The organism is Enterococcus sp. S53 (assembly GCF_016516865.1).
Classification (GTDB): Bacteria; Bacillota; Bacilli; order Lactobacillales; family Enterococcaceae; genus Enterococcus_D; species Enterococcus_D innesii.
Window position 1 is genome coordinate 310,462 of record NZ_JACVUH010000002.1, and the last position, 25,001, is coordinate 335,462.

Annotated in this window: 18 protein-coding genes and 1 riboswitch; of the genes, 7 read left to right on the forward strand and 11 right to left on the reverse strand. The window is 42.6% G+C overall.

Annotation, left to right across the window (positions count from 1 at the left end):
* Positions 1-667: 667 nt before the first annotated feature.
* Entirely contained in the window at positions 668-2,404 is a 1,737-nt protein-coding gene (locus tag IAE45_RS04475) for an ABC transporter ATP-binding protein (protein ID WP_077452521.1), read from the reverse strand.
* Between the two features lie 244 nt (positions 2,405-2,648).
* Between IAE45_RS04475 and IAE45_RS04480 the strand changes: the two genes are divergently transcribed.
* On the forward strand, positions 2,649-3,383 hold the full coding sequence (locus tag IAE45_RS04480) for an HAD family hydrolase (protein WP_077452522.1): 735 nt from the start codon (positions 2,649-2,651) through the stop codon (positions 3,381-3,383).
* A gap of 47 nt (positions 3,384-3,430) precedes the next feature.
* On the opposite strand, the gene IAE45_RS04485 is transcribed toward IAE45_RS04480, so the two are convergent.
* From IAE45_RS04485 to IAE45_RS04495, 3 genes are read right to left on the reverse strand one after another with little or no spacing between them, the layout of a single operon-like run.
* Entirely contained in the window at positions 3,431-6,595 is a 3,165-nt protein-coding gene (locus tag IAE45_RS04485) for a DEAD/DEAH box helicase (RefSeq protein ID WP_200125164.1), read from the reverse strand.
* 16 nt (positions 6,596-6,611) lie between these two features.
* Complete coding sequence (locus IAE45_RS04490) at positions 6,612-9,740, reverse strand: SbcC/MukB-like Walker B domain-containing protein (protein ID WP_200125166.1); 3,129 nt, start codon at positions 9,738-9,740, stop codon at positions 6,612-6,614.
* 2 nt (positions 9,741-9,742) lie between these two features.
* The gene (locus IAE45_RS04495; RefSeq protein WP_200125168.1) at positions 9,743-10,864 is read right to left on the reverse strand and encodes an exonuclease SbcCD subunit D; all 1,122 of its coding nucleotides are present in this window, start codon (positions 10,862-10,864) and stop codon (positions 9,743-9,745) included.
* 255 nt (positions 10,865-11,119) lie between these two features.
* On the opposite strand from IAE45_RS04495, the gene anmK reads away from it, so the two are divergent.
* The 3 genes from anmK to IAE45_RS04510 all read left to right on the forward strand — a co-directional run bounded on the left by anmK (position 11,120) and on the right by IAE45_RS04510 (position 14,806).
* The gene (anmK, locus tag IAE45_RS04500; RefSeq protein ID WP_194195357.1) at positions 11,120-12,280 is read left to right on the forward strand and encodes an anhydro-N-acetylmuramic acid kinase AnmK; all 1,161 of its coding nucleotides are present in this window, start codon (positions 11,120-11,122) and stop codon (positions 12,278-12,280) included.
* Between the two features lie 21 nt (positions 12,281-12,301).
* Positions 12,302-13,597: a PTS sugar transporter subunit IIC gene (locus IAE45_RS04505; RefSeq protein WP_200125170.1), complete on the forward strand. Its 1,296-nt coding sequence runs from the start codon at positions 12,302-12,304 to the stop codon at positions 13,595-13,597.
* 117 nt (positions 13,598-13,714) lie between these two features.
* A complete protein-coding gene (locus IAE45_RS04510) occupies positions 13,715-14,806 on the forward strand; it encodes a DUF871 domain-containing protein (RefSeq protein ID WP_081119128.1) in 1,092 nt (363 codons plus the stop codon).
* Between the two features lie 53 nt (positions 14,807-14,859).
* Here the strand turns inward: IAE45_RS04510 and IAE45_RS04515 are convergent, their stop codons facing one another.
* Positions 14,860-15,495, reverse strand: coding sequence for a lysophospholipid acyltransferase family protein (locus IAE45_RS04515; RefSeq protein ID WP_005229679.1), 636 nt, complete (start codon positions 15,493-15,495; stop codon positions 14,860-14,862).
* 137 nt (positions 15,496-15,632) lie between these two features.
* Here IAE45_RS04515 and IAE45_RS04520 point away from each other — a divergent pair, with 137 nt between their 5' ends.
* On the forward strand, positions 15,633-16,367 hold the full coding sequence (locus tag IAE45_RS04520; RefSeq protein ID WP_200125172.1) for a tRNA1(Val) (adenine(37)-N6)-methyltransferase: 735 nt from the start codon (positions 15,633-15,635) through the stop codon (positions 16,365-16,367).
* Positions 16,357-16,635, forward strand: coding sequence for a GIY-YIG nuclease family protein (locus tag IAE45_RS04525; protein ID WP_005229675.1), 279 nt, complete (start codon positions 16,357-16,359; stop codon positions 16,633-16,635). Before IAE45_RS04520 ends, IAE45_RS04525 begins: the two co-directional genes overlap by 11 nt.
* An 82-nt stretch (positions 16,636-16,717) precedes the next feature.
* Here IAE45_RS04525 and IAE45_RS04530 read toward each other — a convergent pair whose 3' ends face one another.
* Positions 16,718-17,410, reverse strand: coding sequence for a hypothetical protein (locus tag IAE45_RS04530; protein ID WP_077452530.1), 693 nt, complete (start codon positions 17,408-17,410; stop codon positions 16,718-16,720).
* Between the two features lie 231 nt (positions 17,411-17,641).
* Positions 17,642-17,714, forward strand: a riboswitch (Fluoride riboswitch).
* Between the two features lie 91 nt (positions 17,715-17,805).
* Between IAE45_RS04530 and IAE45_RS04535 the strand changes: the two genes are divergently transcribed.
* Positions 17,806-19,017, forward strand: coding sequence for a chloride channel protein (locus tag IAE45_RS04535; protein ID WP_200125174.1), 1,212 nt, complete (start codon positions 17,806-17,808; stop codon positions 19,015-19,017).
* A gap of 62 nt (positions 19,018-19,079) precedes the next feature.
* Here IAE45_RS04535 and efp read toward each other — a convergent pair whose 3' ends face one another.
* The 5 genes from efp to IAE45_RS04560 all read right to left on the reverse strand — a co-directional run bounded on the left by efp (position 19,080) and on the right by IAE45_RS04560 (position 24,973).
* Positions 19,080-19,640, reverse strand: coding sequence for an elongation factor P (efp, locus tag IAE45_RS04540; RefSeq protein WP_005229668.1), 561 nt, complete (start codon positions 19,638-19,640; stop codon positions 19,080-19,082).
* A 74-nt stretch (positions 19,641-19,714) separates the two neighbouring features.
* Positions 19,715-20,653: a cation diffusion facilitator family transporter gene (locus tag IAE45_RS04545; RefSeq protein WP_086293416.1), complete on the reverse strand. Its 939-nt coding sequence runs from the start codon at positions 20,651-20,653 to the stop codon at positions 19,715-19,717.
* A 104-nt stretch (positions 20,654-20,757) separates the two neighbouring features.
* Positions 20,758-21,327: a DUF2179 domain-containing protein gene (locus tag IAE45_RS04550; protein ID WP_005236782.1), complete on the reverse strand. Its 570-nt coding sequence runs from the start codon at positions 21,325-21,327 to the stop codon at positions 20,758-20,760.
* A gap of 349 nt (positions 21,328-21,676) precedes the next feature.
* Complete coding sequence (locus tag IAE45_RS04555; RefSeq protein WP_140965470.1) at positions 21,677-22,438, reverse strand: hypothetical protein; 762 nt, start codon at positions 22,436-22,438, stop codon at positions 21,677-21,679.
* Positions 22,439-22,519: 81 nt separating this feature from the next.
* Entirely contained in the window at positions 22,520-24,973 is a 2,454-nt protein-coding gene (locus IAE45_RS04560; RefSeq protein ID WP_200125176.1) for a glycogen/starch/alpha-glucan phosphorylase, read from the reverse strand.
* Positions 24,974-25,001 lie beyond the last annotated feature (28 nt).

The window sequence follows — 25,001 nt, forward strand, 5'->3', positions numbered from 1 at the left end:
AGTCCTGTTCCCTCGCTTGATTTCAATTATACAGGTTTAACTAAAAAAAATCTAGTCTAAATCTCATATTTTTTAATAAAACTCGAAAGTTATATTAAAAGCGAAACCTCTTAGGCAAAAGGTTTCACTCAAAAACTTTGTTTTTAAATGAGAAAACTCAAATTTTTTTTTAATATTACTTCTTTTATACAACAGTGTGTCAAAGGTGTATCAAAAAGATGTCAGAATATTAAAATACTCTTTTAGTTGAATCGCGCGTTTTTTAATTTTCTATCTGTAATTACATGTGTAATCAAAATACAAGGAGAAAAACCAAGTCCATGGCTCAATCGTTTTCAAAGGAAAAATTTCACGAACCATTGTTGCCTTCAAACCGACAGGGCTACAATAAAAATATATGTTATTTTTTTCGGAGAAGATTTTCAACTCATCCCTTCAATCTTGATTCAATTGTATCACATTCCTTTTTAATCAGAAAACCATACAAGCATTTCTGTCATAATCGACATTAAAACAGCAGGAGAAATGAATATCTGCTTATAAATGAAAAGGGTTTCTCACAAAAATTTAGTGAAAAACGATCAACCCAAGAAGCCCGTCTTTTTATGCTTTTTCCTGACAAAACATAAAAAGGCTAGGGCTTTCTTGAATGGATCGTTCCTTTTTTCTATGAGAGAGACGGTTCCCCATCACGAGCGAATTGCGCATCATGCAATGCGCGATAATGTCCCCTTTTCGCCATCAATTCTTCATGGGTTCCTTCTTCCAAGATGCCTTTTTCACTAACGACAATGATTCGTGTTGCATGTTTGATCGTCGCAAGACGATGAGCAATGATCAAGGTTGTGCGACCATCTGCCAATGAATTCAAGGATTCTTGAATCACTTGCTCGGTTTCCGTATCTAACGCTGATGTTGCTTCATCTAATATCAAAATCGGCGGATTTTTCAAGAACATCCGAGCAATCGCTACCCGCTGCTTTTGGCCACCGGATAATTTGACTCCTCGTTCACCAATGACTGTATCCAACCCATCTGTCATTTGATCGATGACTTTTTCCAAGTGTGCTAACTTGACTGCCTTTAGAATCTCTTCTTCTGTTGCATCGAGTTTGCCATATGCAATATTTTCTCGAATCGTTCCTGGGAAAAGAAAGACATCTTGCTGGACAGTCCCAATCTGCTGACGTAAAGAAGCCAAGGTCATCTCCTGAATATTGATGTCATCGATCGTAATAGCACCTTCCGTGACTTCATAAAAACGTGGCAAGAGATTGCATAACGTGGTTTTCCCTGAACCACTTTGTCCTACGAAGGCGATCGTCTCGCCGGCTTTGATCGACAAATTGATGTGATTCAAGACTTTTGTCGCATCCGCATAAGAAAAAGAAACATCATGGTAGACGATATCTCCTTTTAATGATTGAACGGCCCGTGCCCCTGGTTTGTCTTTGATCGTCGGTTCTTTATCCAATTCTTCCGTCAATCGTTTGAAGCCGGCGATTCCTTTGGGATAACTCTCGATCATCGTATTGACCTTCTCAATTGGTCTAACAAAGACATTCGACAATAAAATAAACCCTACAAACTGGCCATTCGTCAGTTCACCGCGAATCACGTAGTAAGCACCAAAAATCAGAGCAAACAAGTTGATCAAGCGAATCAGGAAGTAATTGTACGCTGAACTGATCGCCATTACCTTATAAAAAAGGATCTTTGATTGACGATAGATTTCGCTCAATCCATCAAAGCGTTTGTGTTCGAACGTTTCATTGGCAAACGATTGAGTCACCCGAATGCCGCTGACAGATGCTTCCACTCCGGCGTTGAACTCACCGAGGTTGTCATAGATCTGTGTGTTGACTTTGGTCATTTTCTTATTGAAAAAAACTAAGGCGATCGTAATCAATGGAATCAACGCAAATGTCGCTACCGCTAATTGAACATGCATATTTAACATCAATAGGAATGAACCGACTAAAGTCATGATGGTAATAAAAACATCTTCTGGCCCATGGTGAGCGACTTCAGAAATTTCAAAGAGATCCGTAGTCAAACGACTGATCAGCTTGCCAGTCTTTTGATTGTCATAATATTCAAAAGATTGCGTTTGCAGATGTCGAAACAGTTCTTGACGCATATCTGTCTCAATATTGACCCCAAGTTTATGACCATAAAAAACTACGATATATTGCAACACAGTATTGATCACATAAAACAAGAACAAGCCTAAGCATGCCAATAGTATCAGGCGAAAGTTGTTCTGGGGCATGATCTTATCGATTACTTGGTTGACGGCTACGGGAAAGGCCAGTTCTAATAAACCAGCAAATACCGCACAAGTAAAATCCAACATAAATAGTGACCGATACGGTCGATAATAACGGAAAAACCTTTTTAACACATTTCCCCCTCCTCAATAGCTTTCATTATAAGCAACTCTTTGAAGAAATGCAAAATGAGAAACATGTGAAAATGGGTAAAATTCACTATAATTTTGAAAACCTATCAAGACGCGGATTTCTAAAAATAGTAAATAAAACCTTTATTTCACAAGGTTTTCCCTCTTTTTTTTAGAGTCATAATAGCTTATGATTGATTCGAAAACAAACTGAAAATTTTCACTAACTCTGAAAGGCGTGTCTCTTGTGATCACTAGTATTCTTTTTGATGTCGATGATACCTTATATGACCAGCAGCAACCATTTCGTAATGCCGTAACCTCATGCTTCCCACAAATTGCCCCCAAAGATCTAACCGCTCTATACTTACGGTTTCGGGTGCACAGTGATGAGCAGTTTGGACGGGTATTGGCCAATGAATGGACACTAGATCATTTTCGCTATCACCGACTGACGCATTCATTAACGGATTTAGGGTACTTACCTATTAAAATGGAAGAAAGCTGTAAATTCCAGCTGTGTTATGAACAAGAACTAGATGCCATTACGCTACATCCTGAAGTTGAGTCAACCTTGAACTATTTGTCTAAATTACCAATCAAGTTAGGGATTATTACTAACGGTCCCACCGACCATCAACAAAAGAAATTGGATCAGTTGCAATTGACTCGATGGATCAAACCAGAGCATATGATCATTTCCCAAGCAACTGGCTATCAAAAGCCGCAACTAGAAATTTTCCAATTGGCAGAAACCGACTTTGCTCTTGATCCAGAAACGACACTGTACGTTGGTGACAATTTTGATAATGACGTGGTCGGCTGCAAAAAAGCCGGGTGGCAAGCCTTGTGGTTCAATCATCGTCTCCGTCAAGCGCCTAATGGATTGGAAGATTTGCCAGATGTGTCGATCACTGCTTTCTCACAGCTGCAAGACAGTATTGACACACTAATGCAAGTGCCTGCATACATGTATAACTAAAAAAAGATGGACCTTCGCTCCTGCGGTAGGTCCATCTTTTTGATTGACTAATTTTCTTCACCGATACTCAAAATCAGACGAATATCTTCTTCGGTCATTTGTTGCAGCTGTGTTTCGTTGCCTTGGATCACTTTTTGGAAAAGTTCTCGTTTTTCTTGTTGCAGTGCATCCATTCGTTCTTCAATGGTTCCTTCAGCAATCATTCGCCAGACTTCGACAACATTTTTTTGACCGATCCGATGGGCTCGTCCAGCGGCTTGTTCTTCCACCGCCGGGTTCCACCACAAATCGTATAAGATTACAGTGTCTGCACCGGTCAGATTCAGTCCTGTTCCTCCTGCTTTTAATGAGATCAAGAAGACATCTTTTTCACCACTATTGAAGGCATCGACCATCGTCAAACGATCTTGTGGCGGGGTACTGCCGCGCAAATAAAAGGATTCAAACCCTTCTTGAGCTAGCTCTTCTTCAATGATCGAAAGCATGCTAGTGAATTGAGAAAATAGCAGCACACGACGGCCATTTTCTTTGGCTGCTAAGAGTAAATCTTTTACCTGTTCAAGTTTCCCAGAAGAACCTTCATAATCCTCCACGAATAATCGTGGGTCGCAACAGATTTGCCGCAGTCGAGTCAAACCAGCTAAGATACTGATTCGATTTTTACGGAAAGACGTAGAATCCATTTGCGCGATTTCTTCCCGCATTTGCCGCAAGTACGCCAAATAGATTTTCTTTTGTTCTTCTGTAAGGACACTGTAATAATTTGTCTCCAATTTTTGCGGCAAATCATGCAGCACGGATTTTTTGTCTCTTCGCAAAATAAAAGGTTTGATCATTTTCGCAATTTCTTGTGTGGACAGTTCTTTAAATTTCTGTTTGTTCGGGAAAAAGCCTGGCATAATCATTTGGAACAAGGACCACAATTCTTCTAGATTGTTCTCGATTGGTGTGCCACTGAGGGCGAACCGCTGTGGAACTTCCAAGGATCGCAAGGCCTGTGCCGTTTTGGTCGCACTGTTTTTGACCATTTGCGCTTCATCTAAAATCAAACAAGTCAGATCTAGTGCTTGATAGGCATCAATATCTTGCCGCAAACTTGCATAAGAAGTGATGCGAACGTCCGCTGGCTGCGCCATCTGCCCTTCGCGCTCTTCTTTCGTTCCGCTGATGACAGTCGCTGAAATCGTCGGCGCAAACCGTTTGATCTCTTGTTGCCAGTTGAACGTTAGACTGGCAGGTGCCACGATCAATGCATTCAACTTTTGTTTCTCTTGTTTTTCTGAAAGTAAGTAGCTGATCGTCTGAACGGTCTTCCCTAACCCCATTTCATCGGCAAGAATACCGCCAAATTGATAATGGCTCAACATTTTTAACCAACGAAAGCCAACTTCTTGGTATTGCCGCAACTCAGCATGCAAGTTTTCTGGCAGCTGCGCCTCAAAGTTTTCTGGGTGGATTAAGTCTTCCGTCATTTGCTGAAAGCCCGCGCTAAAGCTGGCTTGATCAGCAAACTGCTCTTGCAGGAGAAGCCCTTGATTCATAGGAACTTGGATCGCCCCATCCTTCGCTTCGAGTGAAAGACGCAATTTTTTCAGGGCAGCACTTGCTTCTTGAAACTCTTCGGATTCCAATGAAAGGACTTGCCCATTTTCTGTGGTATAAAATTGCGCAGATTGCAACAGACTCCGCAAAACATCGTTAATCTCTGATTCTTGAATGCCGCTAACATCAAACTTGATATCTAACCAAGAACCATTTTCTTCGATGACGATTTCTGGACGATGATGTTGGGCATCAAGATAGAGTTCCCGCAGCTTCTTGCCGATGCGAACTTCACCTAGTTGTCTCAACACCGGAATCTCTCTTGTGAAAAAGGCATAGAGTTGTTCACCTATCGGGAGGTTTTTTTGCCAGTTCTTACTGCTAGCTTGATAGCCAAAGGTTTCAATAATGGCTTCGATCCGTGCTTCTTGTTGGAAATCACGTAAAATCTCTGGATGATTTTCTGGCATGTATTGATGTTTTTCATCACTTGAAAAAACGACTTCTCCATAAGTAAAATCAACTTGTAGATCTACTTGACCTTTGATTTTCCGCAAGGAGAAAACTGCTTTCAATTCAGATTCTTCGATGTCATTTTGAACCTCAGGAGCCACTTGGACACGCCCAATTTTTCGCAAATAAGGCAAAACTTTCATAAAGAGATTCGCCAGCTCTTCTTTTGGATAATCAATGATCGGCTGTTCAAACCGTTTAAACAGCTGCTGCATCGTGACATAGATCTCCTTTTGCTCGACAGTCAATTCATAAAAGGTTCCGTCCAACAGCCCCCAGTTATAATAACTAAGTAAGTGGTCGAAGTCTTTTACGAACTGCAGCGGAAAATGATCCGCTTCTTTTGTGACTGAAAACGTCAATGGTTCCCCCGATTGGAAGTCTACTTGGCTGACCTTGGTTTCACCAATGGTGATTTGCGTATAGACATCATTGAATTGCAATAGCAGTTCCTTGCCGAATTCAACGGGCAGCAGCAAGTATTTTTTGTCAAGTTTGCCATTGATTTGAATGCCGGCTTGCCCCATTAATTGCTGGGTTTGCGCGATTCCTGCCAATCGATTTAATAAAGCTTGATTTTTCTCATCAAAGGCATCCGCAGAAAGGAAAAAGGTCTGTTGCTTATTGGCCGTATAGTGCTTGTTTTCTTGATACATCTGTAAAAATTTGTAAATGTCTTTGACGACATAATTCCTGGCCGTGCCACGATGCCCGACCTTCAAAGAGACGCCTAAAATATCCATCTCTTGGTGATATGGATTTGTCGCAATCGTATCTACCCGAAATTCAATCTGTAACGGTTTACTCGCTTCTTTTTCGCTGTTTAAGCGGGCAAAACCATTGGAAAACATCTCTGAAGCAGAAAAGGCTTTTTTGATGGGGGTTTGTTCATTGATTTTCCGTGCTTTTCCTTGTTTGCGTAAATAGAGTTCGACGGCCACCGTATGTTTGCAATAATGGTGCTCTTCCCAATAAGGACATTGGCAATAATCCACTTCTTTGGCAGTAGCATCCAAAGTAACTAAATACAATTCTGTTCCTAGTACTTCTGCGTGCCACACATTTTTCTCTTTATCCGGTGTGACAGACAAGACACGACCTTCATTAACGTAGGTTCTACCTCGCTCGATTACTTTTTCTGGAATACTCCACTTCATAAGAGCCCTCCTCTCCTTATTCTTTTATTCGGATCCGGCTTTGCCCGCTGCCGTTAGTCTCTACGAAAACTTGTTGCAGGATTCTTGCCCGCAATTCTCGAACATGACTGATGATTCCAATCATGCGACCTTCATTTTCGATCATTTCTAATGCTTCCATCGCCATTTCCAATGATTCTTCATCAAGCGAGCCAAAGCCTTCATCGATGAAGAGTGCTTCGATCTCAATCCCGCCAGCTCGTTGCTGGATCACATCTGCCAAAGAGATCGCCAACGCTAAGGCTGCAATAAAGCTTTCGCCACCTGACAGCGTATGGGCTCTTCTGACTTGACCGGCATTATCGTCATAGATATCGATCTCTAATCCTGTTGAGCTCCGATAGCTCCCGACTTTATCTGCTAATTCAAATTGATAACGGCCGCGGGTCAAACGGGCCAAGCGTTCGTTGGCGACATCTAAGATCTCCGTCAAAAATTGCTGTAGTACATACCGTTCCAAACTGGTTTTTTTGACGTTTTCACCATTGATGGTTTCTGCTAATTGCTGAAGTTGGCCTAATTGGGCAAGTTCTTCGACATTTTGCTGATAAATGACTTGCAACTCGTCAAACAACCGTTGATTGCCATTGACTTTCTCCTGTTTGCGGACTGTTTTTTGCTGCAATTCCTCCATCACAGTCTGCAACTGAAGGTAGGCCGTTTCCAATTGGTTTAAATCTATCGTAGCTTGCTCTTTTAACTGCGCATCTAACAATGCTAGCCGCTGCTGAACAAACGCCGTTTCTTGCTCATAGGTTTTGATTTCTTCTGAGAGAACGGTTGTTTGAGGGGCTTGGGCAATCAAGTCCCGCATCGTTTCTTCAGTCATACCAGCTTCTTGGAGTCGCTGCGTCAGTCGTTGTTCTGCTTTTGTCTTAGCCGCTTGCTTTTCTTCAAAAAATTGCTGCAGATTTTTCAGCTTCTCTGATAGGATCGCTTGTTGCTCGTTTATCTGCGCTTCTTGTCGGGCATCCGCCTCGATTTGTTGCGTATATTCCATTAGTAAACCATTGGTTTCTCCTAAATCAGCTTGTAATTGTTCATACGTTGCGCCTGCAAGTTGTTCCTGTAAAGAAGCCAATTTCCCCTCCGCAAGCTGGCGCGCTTCTTGAGCTTTTTTCACTTGCTCACTGACTTGCTGATAGGACTCGTTGAATGTTGCTAGCTGCTCATTTACTGCCTGATGTTTCTTCTGCGCTTCTTCATAAGAAGCGGCTTTTTGTTGATTAAACGATTGCCGTTTCTTTAGTTCCGCTACCGTCGTTTCCTCGGTAATCGCCTCTTGGCTTTCTATCGGCTGCAAGGCAGCAAATGCCTGTTGAACTGCAGTCCAAGCTAATTCCACTTGCTTCTGCGCAGCAGCACTGGTGGCTTGCCATTCGCTGATTCGCAATGTGGCTTGCTCCTGCAGCGTTTGATTTGCCGATACTTGCTGCTGGATCTTCGTCAATTTTTCTTGTGTTTGCTCAAGTCTTTGTTCACTGGCAATGATGTCTTCGATGCGATAGGTCGTGTGCTCCTGTGTATTCGGATGATCCAATGATCCGCAAACCGGACAGGGTTCATTTTCTTCCAGCAAAAGACGAAGCCGAGCAATTTGCATTCGAGCATTTTGACTGGTTTCTTGTTTTAACGTTTTTTGCAGCTCCAGCAAGGATGCTGCTAATTGCTGTTGTTCAAGAACCAACTCCGAATGAATTTGTTGCTGTTCCCCTGCTTTTTGCTCGGCTTCACGAAACAGCATTTTTGCCTGCTGCCATTTTTCTACCTGAGCCTGCGTTTCTACCAATTTCACCGCTTCTGCTTGAAACCCTCGCAAGGTGTCGATTTCTTCTGCAAGATGCTGTGCTTGCGTTTTGGCACTTGCTTGCGCTTGATTTATTTTCGTTAACTCGATGGTCTGTTGTTGTGCGGCTTTTTCAAGCTGCGCCACTTCCTCTTGCTGGGCTTGTGTGCGCTGTGCTAGCGGGATCTGCTGCTGGATTCGTTGAACTTTTTGACTAGCAGCTTCCTGTTTTTTCTTGATGCCGTCAATCAACGATCGTTGGTCTTGCCAGCTTATTTGTTGCTGCTGAATTTCTTGCAGTTGCTGCTTTGTTTCGTTGATTTGCTGAGCAGCTTGCTGTGCTTCTTTCACTCGTTCTTCTTTTTGCTGCATGATTTCTTGATGATCAAGCGCCCACACCAACTGGTTCAACTGGGCTTTTTTCTGAGCGATCTCGGTTTTTTTAGCATGCAGCTCTCGGGCTTTTTCTTGTAGACCTTGCCTTTCGATCCGCGCATTTTCGATTTCTTTTGCACGGTAAAAAGCCTCTTGCGCAGCTTTCATTTCTTGCATTGTCTGGTCTTTTCTCTGCAATAACTGCTGAAGTTGGATCTGTTGTTTTTCTAAATCTTGCCCCCACAAAGTCAGACATTCCGCAACCGTTAAAACTTCCTGCTCTTCTTCCCATTCAAAACGCTCCATGATCTGCGAAGCGACTAGTTGCTGCTGTTCAAGCTTTCTGCTTTGCGCTTTGACTTGTTCTTTTAGCCATTCATTAAATTGCTGGTACATTTCCGTACCAAATAGATTTCGCAAAACGCGTTCTTTCTCATTACTGCTAGCAATCAGAAAATTACGAAATTCTCCTTGCGGCAACATCATGATTTGAAAAAACTGTTTGGCATCCAGTTGCAGCAGATCCTTGATAAACGCATCAACCTCTGTCCGTTTACTGATCTGCTTTTTCTCTTTGCCATCTGCGTCAAAAATCGTCAATTGAACTTTTGCCGTTTGGTTGGTGACCCCGTCACCACGTTTTTTTGCTAACGTTTGTTCCGGTTTCCGTTGGATCTGGTAGGTAAAACGCTGATGTTCAAAAGTAAAGGTGACGCTGGTCTCTTCGGTTGGTGAAGCAAACATCGAACGCATTTCTTTGCCTGAACGCAGATTCCCCGATGTTTCACCAAATAAGGCAAATGTCATGCCATCGAAAATCGTCGTTTTTCCTGCACCAGTTTTACCGCTGATCAAAAACAACCCGCCAGCTTGCAGCTGACTGAAATCCAATTTTTCATCGATGAATGGCCCAAAATTTTTCATTTGTAAAGACTTTGGTTGCATGACTATTCCCTCTTTTCCACGACAAATGCTTCATTTAACCCTTGTTCGATCCATTTGGTTTGTGAATCGAGCAATGAATCTCCTGTCATCTCTTGAAAGAAATGACTGATCAAAGTCTGTGGATCGGTTTCTCGTGTCGTTAATTGTCTTTTTTTTGTCTGTTCCCGTCCATTCAACCGTTCGACAGATAAAACAAACGGATAAATTTTTCGCAACTGATTCATCATATTTGGGATCACAGCACGATCCGTCAGCAGAAAATGCCAAAACGCCTCACGATCCAGATCACGGTAAAAAACCGGATCAATCAACTCCTCAAAGGACGCCGTCAGCTGCTGGATATCCCTTTTTGGTGTCAGCGGAATAAATTCATTGGTATCTTTTACGGTATCAACAAGATAGATCCCTTTTTGGTTCGTCCGTTCAGAAAGAGAAAATTTCAGCGGTGAGCCGCTGTAGCCGATTTTCGGATGTTTCAGAGCCGTATTGGCATGTAAATGGCCTAAAACCACCCGATCAAAAGGTGCAAAAGCGGTGGTCGGCACACTGTCCAATCCGCCAACTTGAATTTTCGTTTCAGAATCCGTTTGGCTAGCGCCCGCCACAAAAAAATGGGTCACTAACACTTGTTTTTTTGACGAATCAAAGTGCTTGGTCATCTCCTCAATCACTCTTTGGACACTATCTGAAATTTTCATTAACGGTTCGTCAAAAAATATCCGGGCCTCGATCGGTTCGAAATAAGGCAGTAAAAAGAATTGTGTATCGTCAAACTCAACCGGTTGTAAACTTTGTTCGATGCTAGTGGACAGATAAAAACGTGTTTGTTGAAACCACTGACTGCCGGTTTCTAGCCGCGTTGGGCTATCATGGTTTCCTGAGATAGCCAATAATGGCAGTTCATTCGTTAAATTGATTTCAGCGATTTTTTCATTTAGTAATTTGACTGCATCAACAGCAGGAACAGAACGATCATAAAGGTCCCCCGCAATGACGATGGCATCGACCTTTTCTGTTCTTGCTAGCGCTATGATTTGATCAATGATTGCTCGTTGGTCTTCCAGCAGATCATAGCCATGTAGTTTTTTTCCGATGTGCCAATCAGCTGTATGTATAAAGCGCATTTCTTCACCTTCTTAAAAAATATCCTTCCAATCATTATACCACTTTCCCTGATAGTTCGACATCTCTCTTCCAGCGAAATTTCATTTACCACCCATTTTTGATAAAAATAGCGAACACCTGACATCATTATGTTGAAATGTTTTTTCAATTATAAATTTATATCTTGAAATATAATTACACTTCATTTACAATGAGTGTGAAATCGAATTCAACAATCGCTTTCATCACTATTTTATAAAGAAAGGAGAAACGATATGCTAGCAATAGGACTCATGTCAGGAACCAGTTTGGATGGGATCGACGCTGCTTTAGTAAAAATCAACGGCTGCGGTACCGAAACTGACGTTCAGCTGATGGAAATGGTTACTCTGCCCATTGGTGAAGAATTGAAGGAACAAATAAAAACCGCTTGTGATCCGGTGGAATCAAATGTTCCCCTCATCTGCCAATTAAATACTGAATTAGGGTATCAATTTTTGAAAGCGTGTCAAATCCTCTGCCAAAAAGCCGGTATTGAAGAAAAAAGCATTGATTTTGTTGCCAGCCACGGACAAACGATCTGGCACTCCCCCGATGCTGATCCAGCGAAAAACAGCACCTTGCAAATTGGCGAACCTTCGATTATCGCTTATGGCTTACAAACGAAAGTCGTTGCCGATTTTCGAGTGATGGATATGGCTGCTGGTGGTCAAGGTGCCCCTCTTGTTCCTTATACAGACTATCTGCTCTATCAATCAGACACCAAAAATCGTTTGCTGCAAAATATTGGCGGCATCGGCAATGTTACTGTACTACCAAAAAGTGGCGGCTTAAACGAGCTGTATGCCTTTGATACAGGTCCAGGGAATATGGTCATCGATGAATTAATGGTTCAGCTATTCGGTCAGCCTTATGATGCGTTTGGTGATACAGCCCGAGCGGGAGCAATTATACCCACCTTGCAAAAGGAATTAAGAACTCATTTTTATTTGTCCCAGCAACCGCCGAAAAGCACCGGGCGTGAGCTTTTTGGAAAACAATTCGTGCAGCAGTTATTGACCAAGTATCCCGAAGCAGCACCTGAAGACTTGGTGAGGACTTTAACCGATTTCACCGCTTTTTCCATCGCTGACAGTTACCAACGGTTCATTTTTCCTCAGTTGGGAACAAACGATATGGAAGTGATTCTCTCGGGCGGCGGTGCCCATAATCATCTGCTGATTGAGCTGATCCAAGGCTATTTACCCGAATCAGTAGCCGTTGTAACACAAGATGACATTGGCGGTTCGAACGATGCCAAAGAAGCGGTGGCTTTTGCCATCTTAGGAAATGAAACCCTTCACAGCCGTGTCAATAATGCCCCTGCAGCAACCGGGGCAGCCCAAGGCGTGATTTTAGGAAAAATCATTCCAAATCCATGGGAAGCAAAAATGTGAAACACCTTAGGAGGATAAACCATGTTAGATAAATTCACTCAATTCATCGAGCGCCATTTGGCAGGACCGATGGAAAAACTTGGCAGCCAGCGTCACTTGCGGGCGGTTCGTGACGGGATCGTCTCAACCTTGCCATTGATCATCGTCAGTTCGTTCTTTATGATTTTAGCCTTTCCACCGCTGCCTCAAAGTTGGGGCATCTATCAATTCTTGTCTAGCAATGCCACAACGATCTTATTGCCTTATCGAATGACGATGTACATTATGAGCTTGTATGCGGCATTTGGGATCGGATACAGTCTTTCTCACTCTTATAAGCTTGATGGTCTTTCTGGTGGGATCCTAGCTACGACCGCCTTCTTACTGACCTTCACCCCGGTCAATATCCCAGCAGAAGCTTTGGATGCTGCTGGAACGGTCGGCTTTGTCTTACCAATGGCCAATTTAGGGAGTGCTGGAATGTTCGTGGCGATCATCACCTCGATCCTTGCTGTTGAAATCTATCGATTAACGGACAAATCGAAATTTAAAATCACGATGCCAGAACAAGTCCCACCAGCAGTCGCTCGCTCTTTCGAAGCCTTGACCCCTACTTTAGTCATTATTTTAGGAATGGGCGCGATCACTTACTATATCGGTTTTGACTGGCACACGATCGTTGCAAAAGTCGTCGATCCTTTAGTCAGTGCCGCAGATACCTTGCCAAGTGTGCTTTTGATCACCTTCTTGACGACCTTCTTCTGGTCATTCGGGATCCATGGTGCTTCTATCGTTGGGTCACTGGCTCGTCCATTATGGTTACAGTTGTTAGAAGGAAATACCACAGCGCTTGCTTCAGGAGATATGATTCCCAATATCGCAGCCGAACCATTTTATCAATGGTTCATCTGGATCGGTGGGGCGGGTTCAACGATTGGTTTGGCTATCTTGTTAGCGTTTCGCACCAAATCGGAATTCGGTTCAAAACTAGGAAAAACAGCCTTAATCCCAGCTATTTTCAACATCAACGAACCACTGATTTTTGGTACACCGATCGTTTTGAACCCAATCTTGATCCCACCTTTCATCATTGCACCACTGATCAATGGCGTCATTGCGTGGGTCGCTACCTCAGCTGGTTTAGTCAATGCAGTTACGGTCAATGCCCCTTGGACGTTGCCTGGACCCATTGGCGCTTTCTTAGCGACTGGCGGCGATTGGCGTGCGATCGTGCTAAATGTTCTTTTGATTCTTTTATCGATCCTGATCTATTACCCATTCGTAAAAATCTATGACAAAAACGAATTGGAAAAAGAAAATCAACCAGTCGCACAATAATGTGTAAATAACGGTCGTACGAAGTACCCACCAAGACAAACAGAAGAAGCGGTCCTCAGCAGCTTTTTCCAATACCAAGAGGTGCTTCGTGCGTTTTTTTAGAAAGAAGGAAAACCATTGAAACGAGAAATTGGCCTTTCGATTTACCCCGACCATAGCGATCCGTTACTGGATCAAGACTATTTAAAAAAAGCTGCTGCCCTTGGTTACTCTCGCTTATTTATGAGTATGCTAGAAGTCAGCGAAGGCAAAGAGACCGTCAGAAAAAAATTCTCTTCGATTATCGGGTTTGCCAAGAACCTTGGCTTTGAAACGATAGTAGATATTTCGCCAGCTGTTTTTAGTGATCTGGCGATCTCTTATGACGATCTTAGCTTCTTTGCAGAATTAGGTGCGGACGGTATCCGCTTGGATCAAGGGTTTGATGGCAATAAAGAAGCCCAGCTGACCTTTAATCCATTTGGCTTGGCGATTGAATTGAATATGAGTAATGATGTGAACTATTTAGAAAATATCCTTTCTTATCAAGCCAATGAACCTTTTTTATATGGTTGCCACAATTTTTACCCCCAACGAGGCACAGGCTTAACGGAGGCTTTTTTCCGCAGCTGCAGCCAACGTTTCAAAAAATATGGGTTGAAAACAGCCGCCTTCATCACTAGTCAATCAGCCAAAATTGGTCCTTGGGAAGTCAATGATGGTCTGCCAACCTTAGAATCTTGTCGCGATTTACCATTGGCGCTGCAAGGAAAGCTGCTTTTTGCTTCTGGGTTGATCGATACGGTGATTATTGGCAATGCCTATGCGTCGGATGCAGAACTGAAAGCTCTGGCGGCGATCGATCGCTACAAACTGACCTTTGGCGTTTCCGTAGAAGCAGAAGCCAGCGAAATCGAACGGAGGATTTTAGCTGAAACCAATCATTTTCGTCGCGGTGACAGTAATGCGTTAGTCGCTCGTTCCACACAATCACGGGTGAAATACCGTCCCATCGAAAACCTCCCTCATACAAACCAAGAACCGTTTGCTTATGGGGACATCGTTATCGGCAATGATACCTTTGGTCAGTACAAAAACGAATTGCAGATCGTTTTGACCCCTCACCAAGACGCCCGAAAAAACAAAGTCGGCGCTATTCCCAAAGAGGAGTTGCCTTTGTTGGAATATTTGAAACCATGGACCAAATTTGCTTTCGAATTGTTGGATTAAATCGTTAGAAAAAAGCCGCTGATCACAAAAGGATCAGCGGCTTTTCTTGCGTATTAATCTTCTCTTTTGGACTCATCGATTTGATAAACAAATGACGGATCGATCGCTTGATCCAGTGTGTCAAATGCACCTTGGATGCGCCGTTCCACTTCCGCCAAGCCCTCTTTGTCCATCTTTTTGATGTCACTGATGTCAATGGGCTCCCCAAAGCGGACAGTCACTCGCTTGCGTTTAAATAAATCCTTTAACGTCAGCGGTCCTTGATAAACAGAGGGAACGATCTTGACTTTGGCCATTTTTGCGATCAACGCCATGCCACCTTTTAAAGCCGTTGCATGTCTTGTACCACTTGGAAACATGATCAAACTAAGATCGGTTTCCTTCAAAATTTTGACTGGCGTCTTTACCGCACTCGGTCCCGGTTTGTCCCGTTTGACTGGAAAAGCATTGGCATGGATCAAAATGAACCGTAAAATCGGGTTTTTGAACAGCTCTTCTTTCGCCATAAAACTAAATTTCTTTGGCCGAGCAGCCACTGCTAGGTACAATGGATCCCACCAGGTTCGGTGAGGAGCCACTAAAATATAGTTTTCATTTTTAGGTAAAACCTCTTTGTTTTGATAACGAGCATTGCCGTTGATCAAAAATAATACTACGCGAACCACACCGCGCATAAAGCGAAAAAACATACTCATTTTCCTTTCTATTTCTCTCCTATTCAAGTATGCAAAAAAACGGTTTAAATGACAAGCATTTTTTAGCGTTTCCCATTATTCTTAATCGTAGTATAATACATTGAAATGAATTTAGAACAGGAGTATGCTTCATGTTGCAACCGAACGAACGCATCGACCAATTGTATGCCGATGACATCAAGATCATTCAAAGTTCCGAAGTTTTTTCTTTTTCATTAGATGCTGTCTTATTAGCAAATTACGCTAGAGTGCCAAAAAGAGGTGTGATCGTTGACCTTTGTGCAGGGAATGGTGCAGTCGGTTTATTTATCAGCAAAAAAACGACCGCTCATATTTATCAGGTCGAATTACAGGAACGCTTAGCGGATATGGCGCAGCGCAGTATCGAATTAAACGACTTGCAAGACCAGCTGACGGTCTATCCTATGGACTTGAAGGACCTCTTTCAAAAAATCAGGCCTGATTCCGTCGATCTTTTGGTCTGCAATCCGCCTTATTTTAAAAATGTACCGACGGCGATCAAAAACCCGAACCCCTATTTAGCGATCGCCCGACACGAGATCACCACAACTTTAGATGAAGTGATCCAAACCGCCAGCAAAGCATTAAAAATGAACGGACGGTTTGCGATGGTTCATCGACCGGATCGCTTTCTCGATATTTTGGACCATATGCGTGCCCATCGAATCGCCCCAAAACGCGTCCGCTTCGTCTATCCGAAAGTAGGCAAAGAGGCAAATATTTTATTGATTGAAGGAATCAAGGATGGTAAGGCGGATGGCTTTAAAATTGATTCCCCTCTCATTACCTATGATGAAACAGGTGCCTATAGTTCAGAAGTGAAGGCGATGCTCTATGGCTGCTGAGAATCATTATTTTTATGTCTTGCGTTGCAACGATCAGTCCTTCTACGGTGGTTATACCACAGATTTGAGTCGCCGCTTATTAGAGCACAACAAAGGGATCGGGGCAAAATATACCCGTCCTGCTAGTCGCAGACCTTTGCAAATGATTCATGCAGAAAGCTTTTCCACTCGCAGTGAAGCCACTCAAGCAGAAGCCGCCTTCAAAAAATTGTCTCGCAAAAAGAAAGAGGACTACCTGAGCAGCCATAGCGAGAGTAATGTTATCTGACCAAGCAAAAAAACTACCTGCGCAAGGAAGATTCCTGCTTGAGGAAACTTCCTTGCGTGACTTAGGTAGTTTTGTTTTATGGTTATTCATTCCTATTCGGTAACGCCCATTGGGTTTGACTTTTCCCGAATTCTTTCGGGATCACAGAATCAACGGATTGATATTCGAGGGTTTCTTGGGTCTTTGGAATCGTAATTGCCGTTAAATAGTTGTTGGTTTCGGAATAGAATCCAATTGTTTCAAAGGAAGGATCCGTCAAATGGTATTGAACCCCCTGCAGTTTAGCAGTTGTTTCCTCTTCCACAAATGTCGGTTGATAGCGAGCATAGTAAACCTGGGCGCCCATTTTAAAATATACGGAGTTATGAGCAGAACCAAGATATTCAATCTCCCGTTCCACCGGTATTGCTTGATAGATCCCTAAAGTTTCAATCGCTTCATTGCTTTGGATGCGCTGATAAATTGCTGTAGTATCAGATTCATAATATTTATAGCCTAGAAACATTTTTTCGCGGTCTCGGATATTCGGTGTGATCAGCGCATTATACGTTTTGAATTCACCATACATTTGATCACCAATAAAAAAACCTAATAGACACGTAACGACTATGCCGCCAAGCAATAGCGTCACTTTCGGGTTGCGGTTTTCTCGATAAAGCAGAACCATCAGGAACCCTAATAACGCAATCAAACCAACCACCATGAGAATTGGTAGGATCACATAGTAAAAACGCTCACTTTGCAGCCATTTTTCGCTCGTCATAAATGCAATCATTTTTTCTTCCCCTTCGATTCCTCCCTACCCACTGTTTTTCCCTTGGTCAAACAGTAGAAGGATCGTCCTTTCATCCCTTTTCTTGTCAGTGACTCTTACGACGCACAATTCACATGTAAATTCTTATGAAATTAATTTTACCATAAGTATGTATAAAAGATAAGTATTCGTTGGATTGATTTTCACGACCAGCATCCATTGACAAAAGGAGGGTTTTATCAGATAATATTGATGCTAATCGGGAATGAATGTCTCCCTCAGTTCTTACTGAAACCGCAATTTTGCTAATGACTTCTACCACTTTTTTTAGTGTGTAGTAGTCATTTTTTATTTTCACTCGTTCGTCATAGTTGCAAGAGCATTATTCCTATATTTTTTAAAGGATCGTGATAGAAATGAAGAAACAAAAAACCACGTATTTTGAACTGGTTGCATTAGGATTGCTCAGTCTGGTGATTGGGGTGCTTGCTGGAGCCGTCGATACTTTCTTTGGTAAAATCCTACTTTCCTTAAGTGCTTTTCGTGAAAGTCATTTTTTGCCCTTGATTCTCCTTTTACCAATTATCGGTATTTGTTTTACTTACCTTTTCCAAAAGTATGGTGACCGAAGTCCTCAAGGAATGAATTTAGTGTTTTTAGTCGGACATGAAGAAGAAAAAGACATTCCGTTGCGCTTGATCCCATTTGTGATGGTGGGAACCTGGCTAACGCATTTATTTGGAGGAAGTGCCGGCAGAGAAGGGGTGGCAGTTCAATTAGGAGCCACCATTGCCAATCGTTTAGGAAAATGGCTCCGACTAGAAAATTATGCCAGCACCCTGATCATGATTGGGATGGCTGCGGGATTTGCTGGTTTATTTGAAACCCCGATCGCTGCGACGTTCTTCGCACTGGAGGTACTTGTCATCGGTAAATTCAGTCATTATGCACTCTTACCGACTTTGCTGGCTGCTTTCACCGCTAGTACGACTTCTCAATTGTTAGGATTAGAAAAGTTTAGTTTTGCTTTGTCACCGTCCCCCGATTTGACTTTGGCTGTTTTTCTGAAATTACTTTTAATTGGCTTACTATTTGGTATTGTTGGCGGCAGTTTTGCGGGATTATTAGAAACGATGAAACGGATCATGAAACGGCGGTTTCCTCATCCTCTCTGGCGTATCGGCATCGGTTCACTCGTGCTAGTCTTACTTTTTGTCCTTTTGTACCATGGTCGTTATTCAGGTTTAGGAACGAATTTGATCAGCGCCAGTTTTGCTGATCAACCCATTTATTCTTATGACTGGCTGTTTAAGTTGGTGTTAACCGTACTGACCATCAGCATTGGTTTTTTGGGTGGAGAAGTCACCCCTTTGTTTGCGATCGGCGCCTCTTTGGGCGTCGTGCTGGCACCACTCTTTGGACTGCCCATTGAACTGGTGGCAGCCCTAGGCTATGCCAGTGTCTTTGGCAGTGCTACTAGCACTTTATTTGCACCGATCTTTATTGGTGGGGAAGTTTTTGGTTTTGAAAATCTGCCGTTGTTTGTAATCGTCTGCTCCGTCGCCTACTTTGTCAGCAACCCCTATAGTATCTATCCCTTACAAAAGTCATTGGCAGATGGGAAATGATGCACTTTTGATCCCTCATCCAGAGCAAAAGAAAAAACCGCGAACAAATCGCGGTTTTTTTCTTATTTCGCACGTTTCAAGTAGGTACCTTCAGCTGTATTGATTTCTAGCATTTCGCCTTCTTCAACAAAGTCAGGAACATTGACAACTAAGCCCGTTTCCATCGTTGCTGGCTTGCCTGAACCAGTCACAGTCGCCCCTTTGATTGATGGCTGTGTTTCAACGACTTTCAAGATCACACTTGATGGTAATTGCACGCCGATTACTTCGCTGCCGAAGAATTGGATTTTTACTTCCATATTTTCAAGAATGAATTTCATTTCTTCTTCGACCACTTCAACTGGAATTTCGTATTGTTCATACGTTTCCAGATCCATGAAGAATGCTGTATCATCCATTGTGTACAAATATTGTACAGCTTTCGTATCGATATGCGCTTTTTCAAATTTTTCTTCGGGACGGAAGGTTGTATCGTAAGTCGAACCAGTCCGAACGTCTCGTAATTTCATACGCATAACCGTATTTCCTTTACCTGGTTTGTGATGGCTAGCATCTAATACTTTGATAAGTTTGCCGTCTTGAACGAATGTCATTCCAGCTCTTAAGTCACTTGCATTGATCATAATTTTGAAATCTCCTTCACTATGTGATAATCCTTGTCTATTGTATCAAAAAAAGCTGCTTTATTCTAGCTAAATCAGTGGGAAGGTCGCACAAGTTTACGGCGCTTCTCCATATAGTGAGGGTCATACTCATCTGTCTCAATATAAATATAGACTTTTTTATCTGCCATCTGGTGTCGAATCTCGGCTTCAATCTCATTAATGATCTCATAGCCGACCTCTTCTTGTTTTGCGGCAATATCAACTTTTGCCGCAATCAAAATTTCTGCTGGTCCTAAATGAACCGTTTTAACATCAATCAAGCGATCAACATCTGGCCGTTCAAATGCTCTTTTGATCACTGCTAGATCCCGTTTTGTGACACTTTCGCCAATCAGTAGACTATAAAATTCGCGGGCTAAGAAAATGGCTGCTACCATCAATAAGAGACCAATCAATAAACCACTGAAGGCATCAAAAAATGCGTTCCCCGTAATCATGGTTAAAATCGTACCAAATAGTGCGATCATTAGGCCGATCATTGCACAAAAGTCTTCTGTGAAAATAATCAGAATCTCACTATGCCGACTTTCTTTCAAAAAACGATAGATTGGTTGACGTTCCACATTCAGTTCGCGGATCTCCTTGATCGCGATCCACAACGAACTTCCTTCAACGATCATCCCGAAAATCAAAATAGCGATCACCAACCAAGCGTTACCAACTTCATGGGCAGGATGCAGCAGCTTTTCTACCGCTTCCATCACACCGAGTGCGCCCCCACCAAAGAAGAGCATCATGGCAACGATCGTGCTGAAAAAATATTTCGCTCGACCTTCACCAAACTGATGCAGTTCACTTTGTCCCTTTGTTGCCCGTTTATCCCCGATCAACAAAAAGATTTGATTGCTACAATCTACGACACTATGAATGCTTTCATTCAGCATGGCCGCACTGCCACTTAGTGCATAACCGACAAACTTACTGATTGCCACCAAAATGTTTGAGATCAAGGCAGCGATGACCGCCATCATGCCATTTGCTTTCTTTTCCACACCTAACGCTTCCTCTCATCAATAAACTCCCTGCTTTATACTCAGCTATTCTTCTCGAATGAATCATGCCTGACTAAACGCCTTCAATCAACAGGTGCTTGTTTTTTTAGCTTCGCTTCTCGGCGGCTGATTTTTTTGGTCCAAAAACCGCCTGAAATATACTTGGGTTCATAACTGATGATGAACGCTCGTTCTTCCACTGCTTTGATCGTCTGATAGAGCTTTTTCTCACTTTTTCTTTGGGAGAGAATCTCTAAAATCAGTCGCGGTCCTTCTAAGCCTTCTCCATAACTTTGTGTAACTCCGTAGCCTTCTTGTCGTAAGATCTTAGGCAAACTTTTTTCCTCATCCGTATTACTAGGCAAGATCACGGTAACCATTGTGTACCCGAGAGCCAGCTTATCTTCGATTTTGATCCCGATACTGACTCCAGCGGCATAGCCTAGCGCATAGAACAAGAGATTCAGTGGGTTATCCAAACGATCCAATACCATAGATAATCCTAAAATATAGATCGTGATCTCAATCATACTCACTAATGGGGCAATCACACGATACCCTTTCATTGTCAATAAAAATCGCAATGTATTCAATGTAACATAGGCGAGATTGATAAAGAAAATCATCGCCAGCATTTGTAGATCAACTTCCATCTTTGATTCCCCCTTGTTCTTAGCATATCAAAAGGTCAGCGAAAATTAAAATATTTGAGCAGGAGTTAACTACTAAAACACTATAATAAAATCAATCAAACACCTCCATGAATAATAGCACCGTTTTTTTCAAAGACGCTCAGAAAATGAGTACACAATTTGCGATTCACTCCCTTTCATAATCTACAAAAACCAGTTTCTCCATCGAGTGATTCAGACCTCCGACTGTCATACATTCATTTGTTACAATGACTACTCAAAAAACCAGTTAGATTTAAGTTTCTAACTGGTTTCATCCGTATTTTTTCTTTCAATTCTGGTTCCTGCTATTTATTTTCTGTTTGCTAAGTTACTCCGAACGAAAATAACCGTTTGCTGAATCCTCCCGTTGATCGTCTTCAATCATTCCTTGTAAAGAACGATCTAGAACGGACCGCTTTTTATCGCCATTTTTTTTGTTATTAGCGCGAAACTCACTGCGAGTCATGCCCACCGATTGGGGGCGATTGAATTTCTTTACCGTCGGATCATTTTCTTCTTTGACTTGGTAGGCTGCTGGTTCGTTATCAAATAACAAATAACTCTCTTGTTTTTTTGCCATTGCATCCATCAAGTCATTAGACGTAATTTCTGGTTTTTGTTCATCAGGGATTATTGAAGCTGGGATATATTTAGGAACAAAATACGAACGCCCTGAGTACTCTTTTTTTGGTGATGAAGCTACTTCCGCTCGTTCTTGTTTGCTTGTGACTTGATAAGAAGAGTGCTTAGCATCCTTACCAAAAAAATTGGTTTTTCCTGTCGGCATCTGCTCTTTCACCGGACGTTTTCCATACTGAGGTAAGTTGGCACGGTGGTTGGCGAGTTCTTCTTTTTGACGCACATTATGTCCGCGATCCCGTTGGCTTGACTGCACTTTACGCTGCAAAGATTGATTTTCTTCCTTGTGAGAATGACTCACGGTATCTTTGATTTCTGTTAAAATCCAATCATCTGCTTTACTGAAGGCGGGGCGATGCTCAGATTGCAGTTTCACACCATCTGTATCATCATAAGCAGGAAAACGGAAGTGTTTTCGTTTCACATCTAAATAATTTGCCACTGTACTCATCCTCTTACATGCATTTTTTTCATCATACCACAAATAAAAGAGAATTTCACGAAAGACTACACCATTTCAACCGAAGTCACTTCAACTGTTCCCCAAGGGAGGCACTGACTCCGTCAAGCTTGCCGCATTTGGTTCTTTGATATGGGCAAATAATGGATCGATCTGCCAAATATCTGCTGCATAATTTCGCACCGTTTCATCCGCTGAAAACTTCCCAGCATTCGCAATATTCATTAGACTGATTTTTTGCCAGCGATGGGTATCTTGATAAGCAATATCTACCCGATGCTGTGCATCACAATAGGCGAGGAAATCTCTTAATAAAAAGTACTCATCATTGTATTTCAAAAGTGAATCAAAGATCTCGCGACCTTCTACTTGGATATTCGGGATCGTCCCATCTATAAAGGCATTGACTACCCGTTGTAATACTGGATCTGACTCATAATACGCATAGGCAGAATAATTACGCTGGGCGTAATACTGATACACTTCTTCTTCCGTTAGCCCAAAGATCGCAATGTTTTCATCACCGATCGCATCTCGAATCTCAATATTCGCACCATCTAAAGTGGCGATCGTTACTGCCCCATTCAGCATTAATTTCATATTACTTGTTCCCGATGCTTCTTTTGAAGCCAACGAAATTTGTTCACTGACATCCGCTGCTGGAATAATTTTTTCTGCCAAAGAAACGTTGTAATTTTCTAAAAAGACAACCTTGATTTTGTCATTGATGCTTTCATCATGATTGATCAGATTCGCCACTTCATTGATGACTTTGATGATTGATTTGGCATAGTGATAGCTTGGTGCTGCTTTAGCGCCAAAGATAAAGACTCTTGGATGAAACGTTGCAGTCGGATCGTCTTTGACCTCAAAGTAGAGCTTCAAGATGTGCATGAGATTTAACAATTGTCGCTTGTAGGCATGTAGTCGTTTGATTTGCACATCAAAGATTGCTGTTGGGTCAACTGTGACACCAGTCGTATGTTGAATGTAACGAGCCAGCGCTCGTTTATTGCTCATTTTTGCGTCGGCAATTTGTTGCAGAACGGTTTCGTCCTCATAATAGTTTTTGAGCAGTTGCAGGTCTAATGGATCATTGCGCCAGCTTGTACCGATGGACTGATCCAGCACTTTGGCTAATGGTTGATTGGCTAGCTGAAGCCAACGCCGTTGCGCGATGCCGTTGGTCTTATTGTTGAAACGGGCAGGATAAATAAGATAAAAGTCATGGAGTACCACTGATTTTAGTAAATCAGAATGGAGCTTGGCTACGCCATTGACACTGTGGCTGCCGACGATCGCGAGATGTGCCATATGGACTTGATCATCAATAATGATTCGCGTCCGTTCCAGTAAGGCTTGCGGATGGACCCCTTGCATCGTTTCCACAAAACGGCGATCAATTTCTTTGATGATCTGATCCATTCTTGGCAAAACTTCTTCAATCATGCGCACAGGCCATTTTTCTAAAGCTTCCGCCATAATCGTATGGTTCGTATAACTCATGACTTTCACGGTAATCGACCACGCTTTTTCCCAAGCAAGACCTTCTTCATCAACTAAAATGCGCATCAGTTCTGGGACACAAAGGGCTGGGTGCGTATCATTGATGTGGATCGCTACTCGTTCACTCATCATGGCCAAAGGTAAATTCAATTTTTTATAATAACGGACGATACTTTGGATCCCTGCAGATACAAAAAAGTATTCTTGCATCAGCCGAGTCCGTTTGCCTGTCTCATTGGAATCATCAGGATACAAGACCGCTGTCAGATTTTCCAATGCTTGACGCGATTCTAGTGTGGCATAGTGCGCCTCATCTTCTGCAGGGACCTCAACACTCCATAAGCGCAAGGTGTTGAGATGGTGATTTTGATAGCCAACCATTGCTGTATCATAAGGAACCGCCCGCCAGGTAAAGCCACCTTCATAGACTGGGGCTAATTTTCCGTCCTCTCCGGTAACGAGATAGACCTGTCCGCCGAAACGAATTGGCACCGCCTTGCTTTCTTTGCGGACTTCCCAAACATTCCCCGAACGCAACCAATCATCGGGCAATTCTACTTGATGACCGTCAATAAATTTTTGTTTAAATAATCCGTAACGATACCGAATCCCATTGCCATTTCCCGGCAAACCTAAAGAAGCTAATGAATCCATAAAACAAGACGCCAAGCGACCGAGTCCCCCGTTGCCTAAAGCCATGTCTTTTTCTGTTTCCGCAACATCGTCAAGTGAAACCCCTAGCTCTTCAAAAACGGCTTCTGCTTGCTCCAACAGCTGCATATTCAACAGATTGCTCTTTAACATTTTGCCGGGTAAAAATTCGATAGAAAAATAATACGCTTGTTTTTGATCCTCCAACAAGAGATTTTTTCTGGTCTGGCGCCAGTCTTCTGAATACAATTGCTTCACAACATTGGCTAGTGCCTGAAACAATTCCTGCGGCGATGCTTCATCGATCTCTATCGCAAACAGTTCGTGCACGTTGGTTTCTAGCAGTTCACGCAATCGTTCTTTTGTCATAGGGTTACACTCCTTTATGCTAACCGTT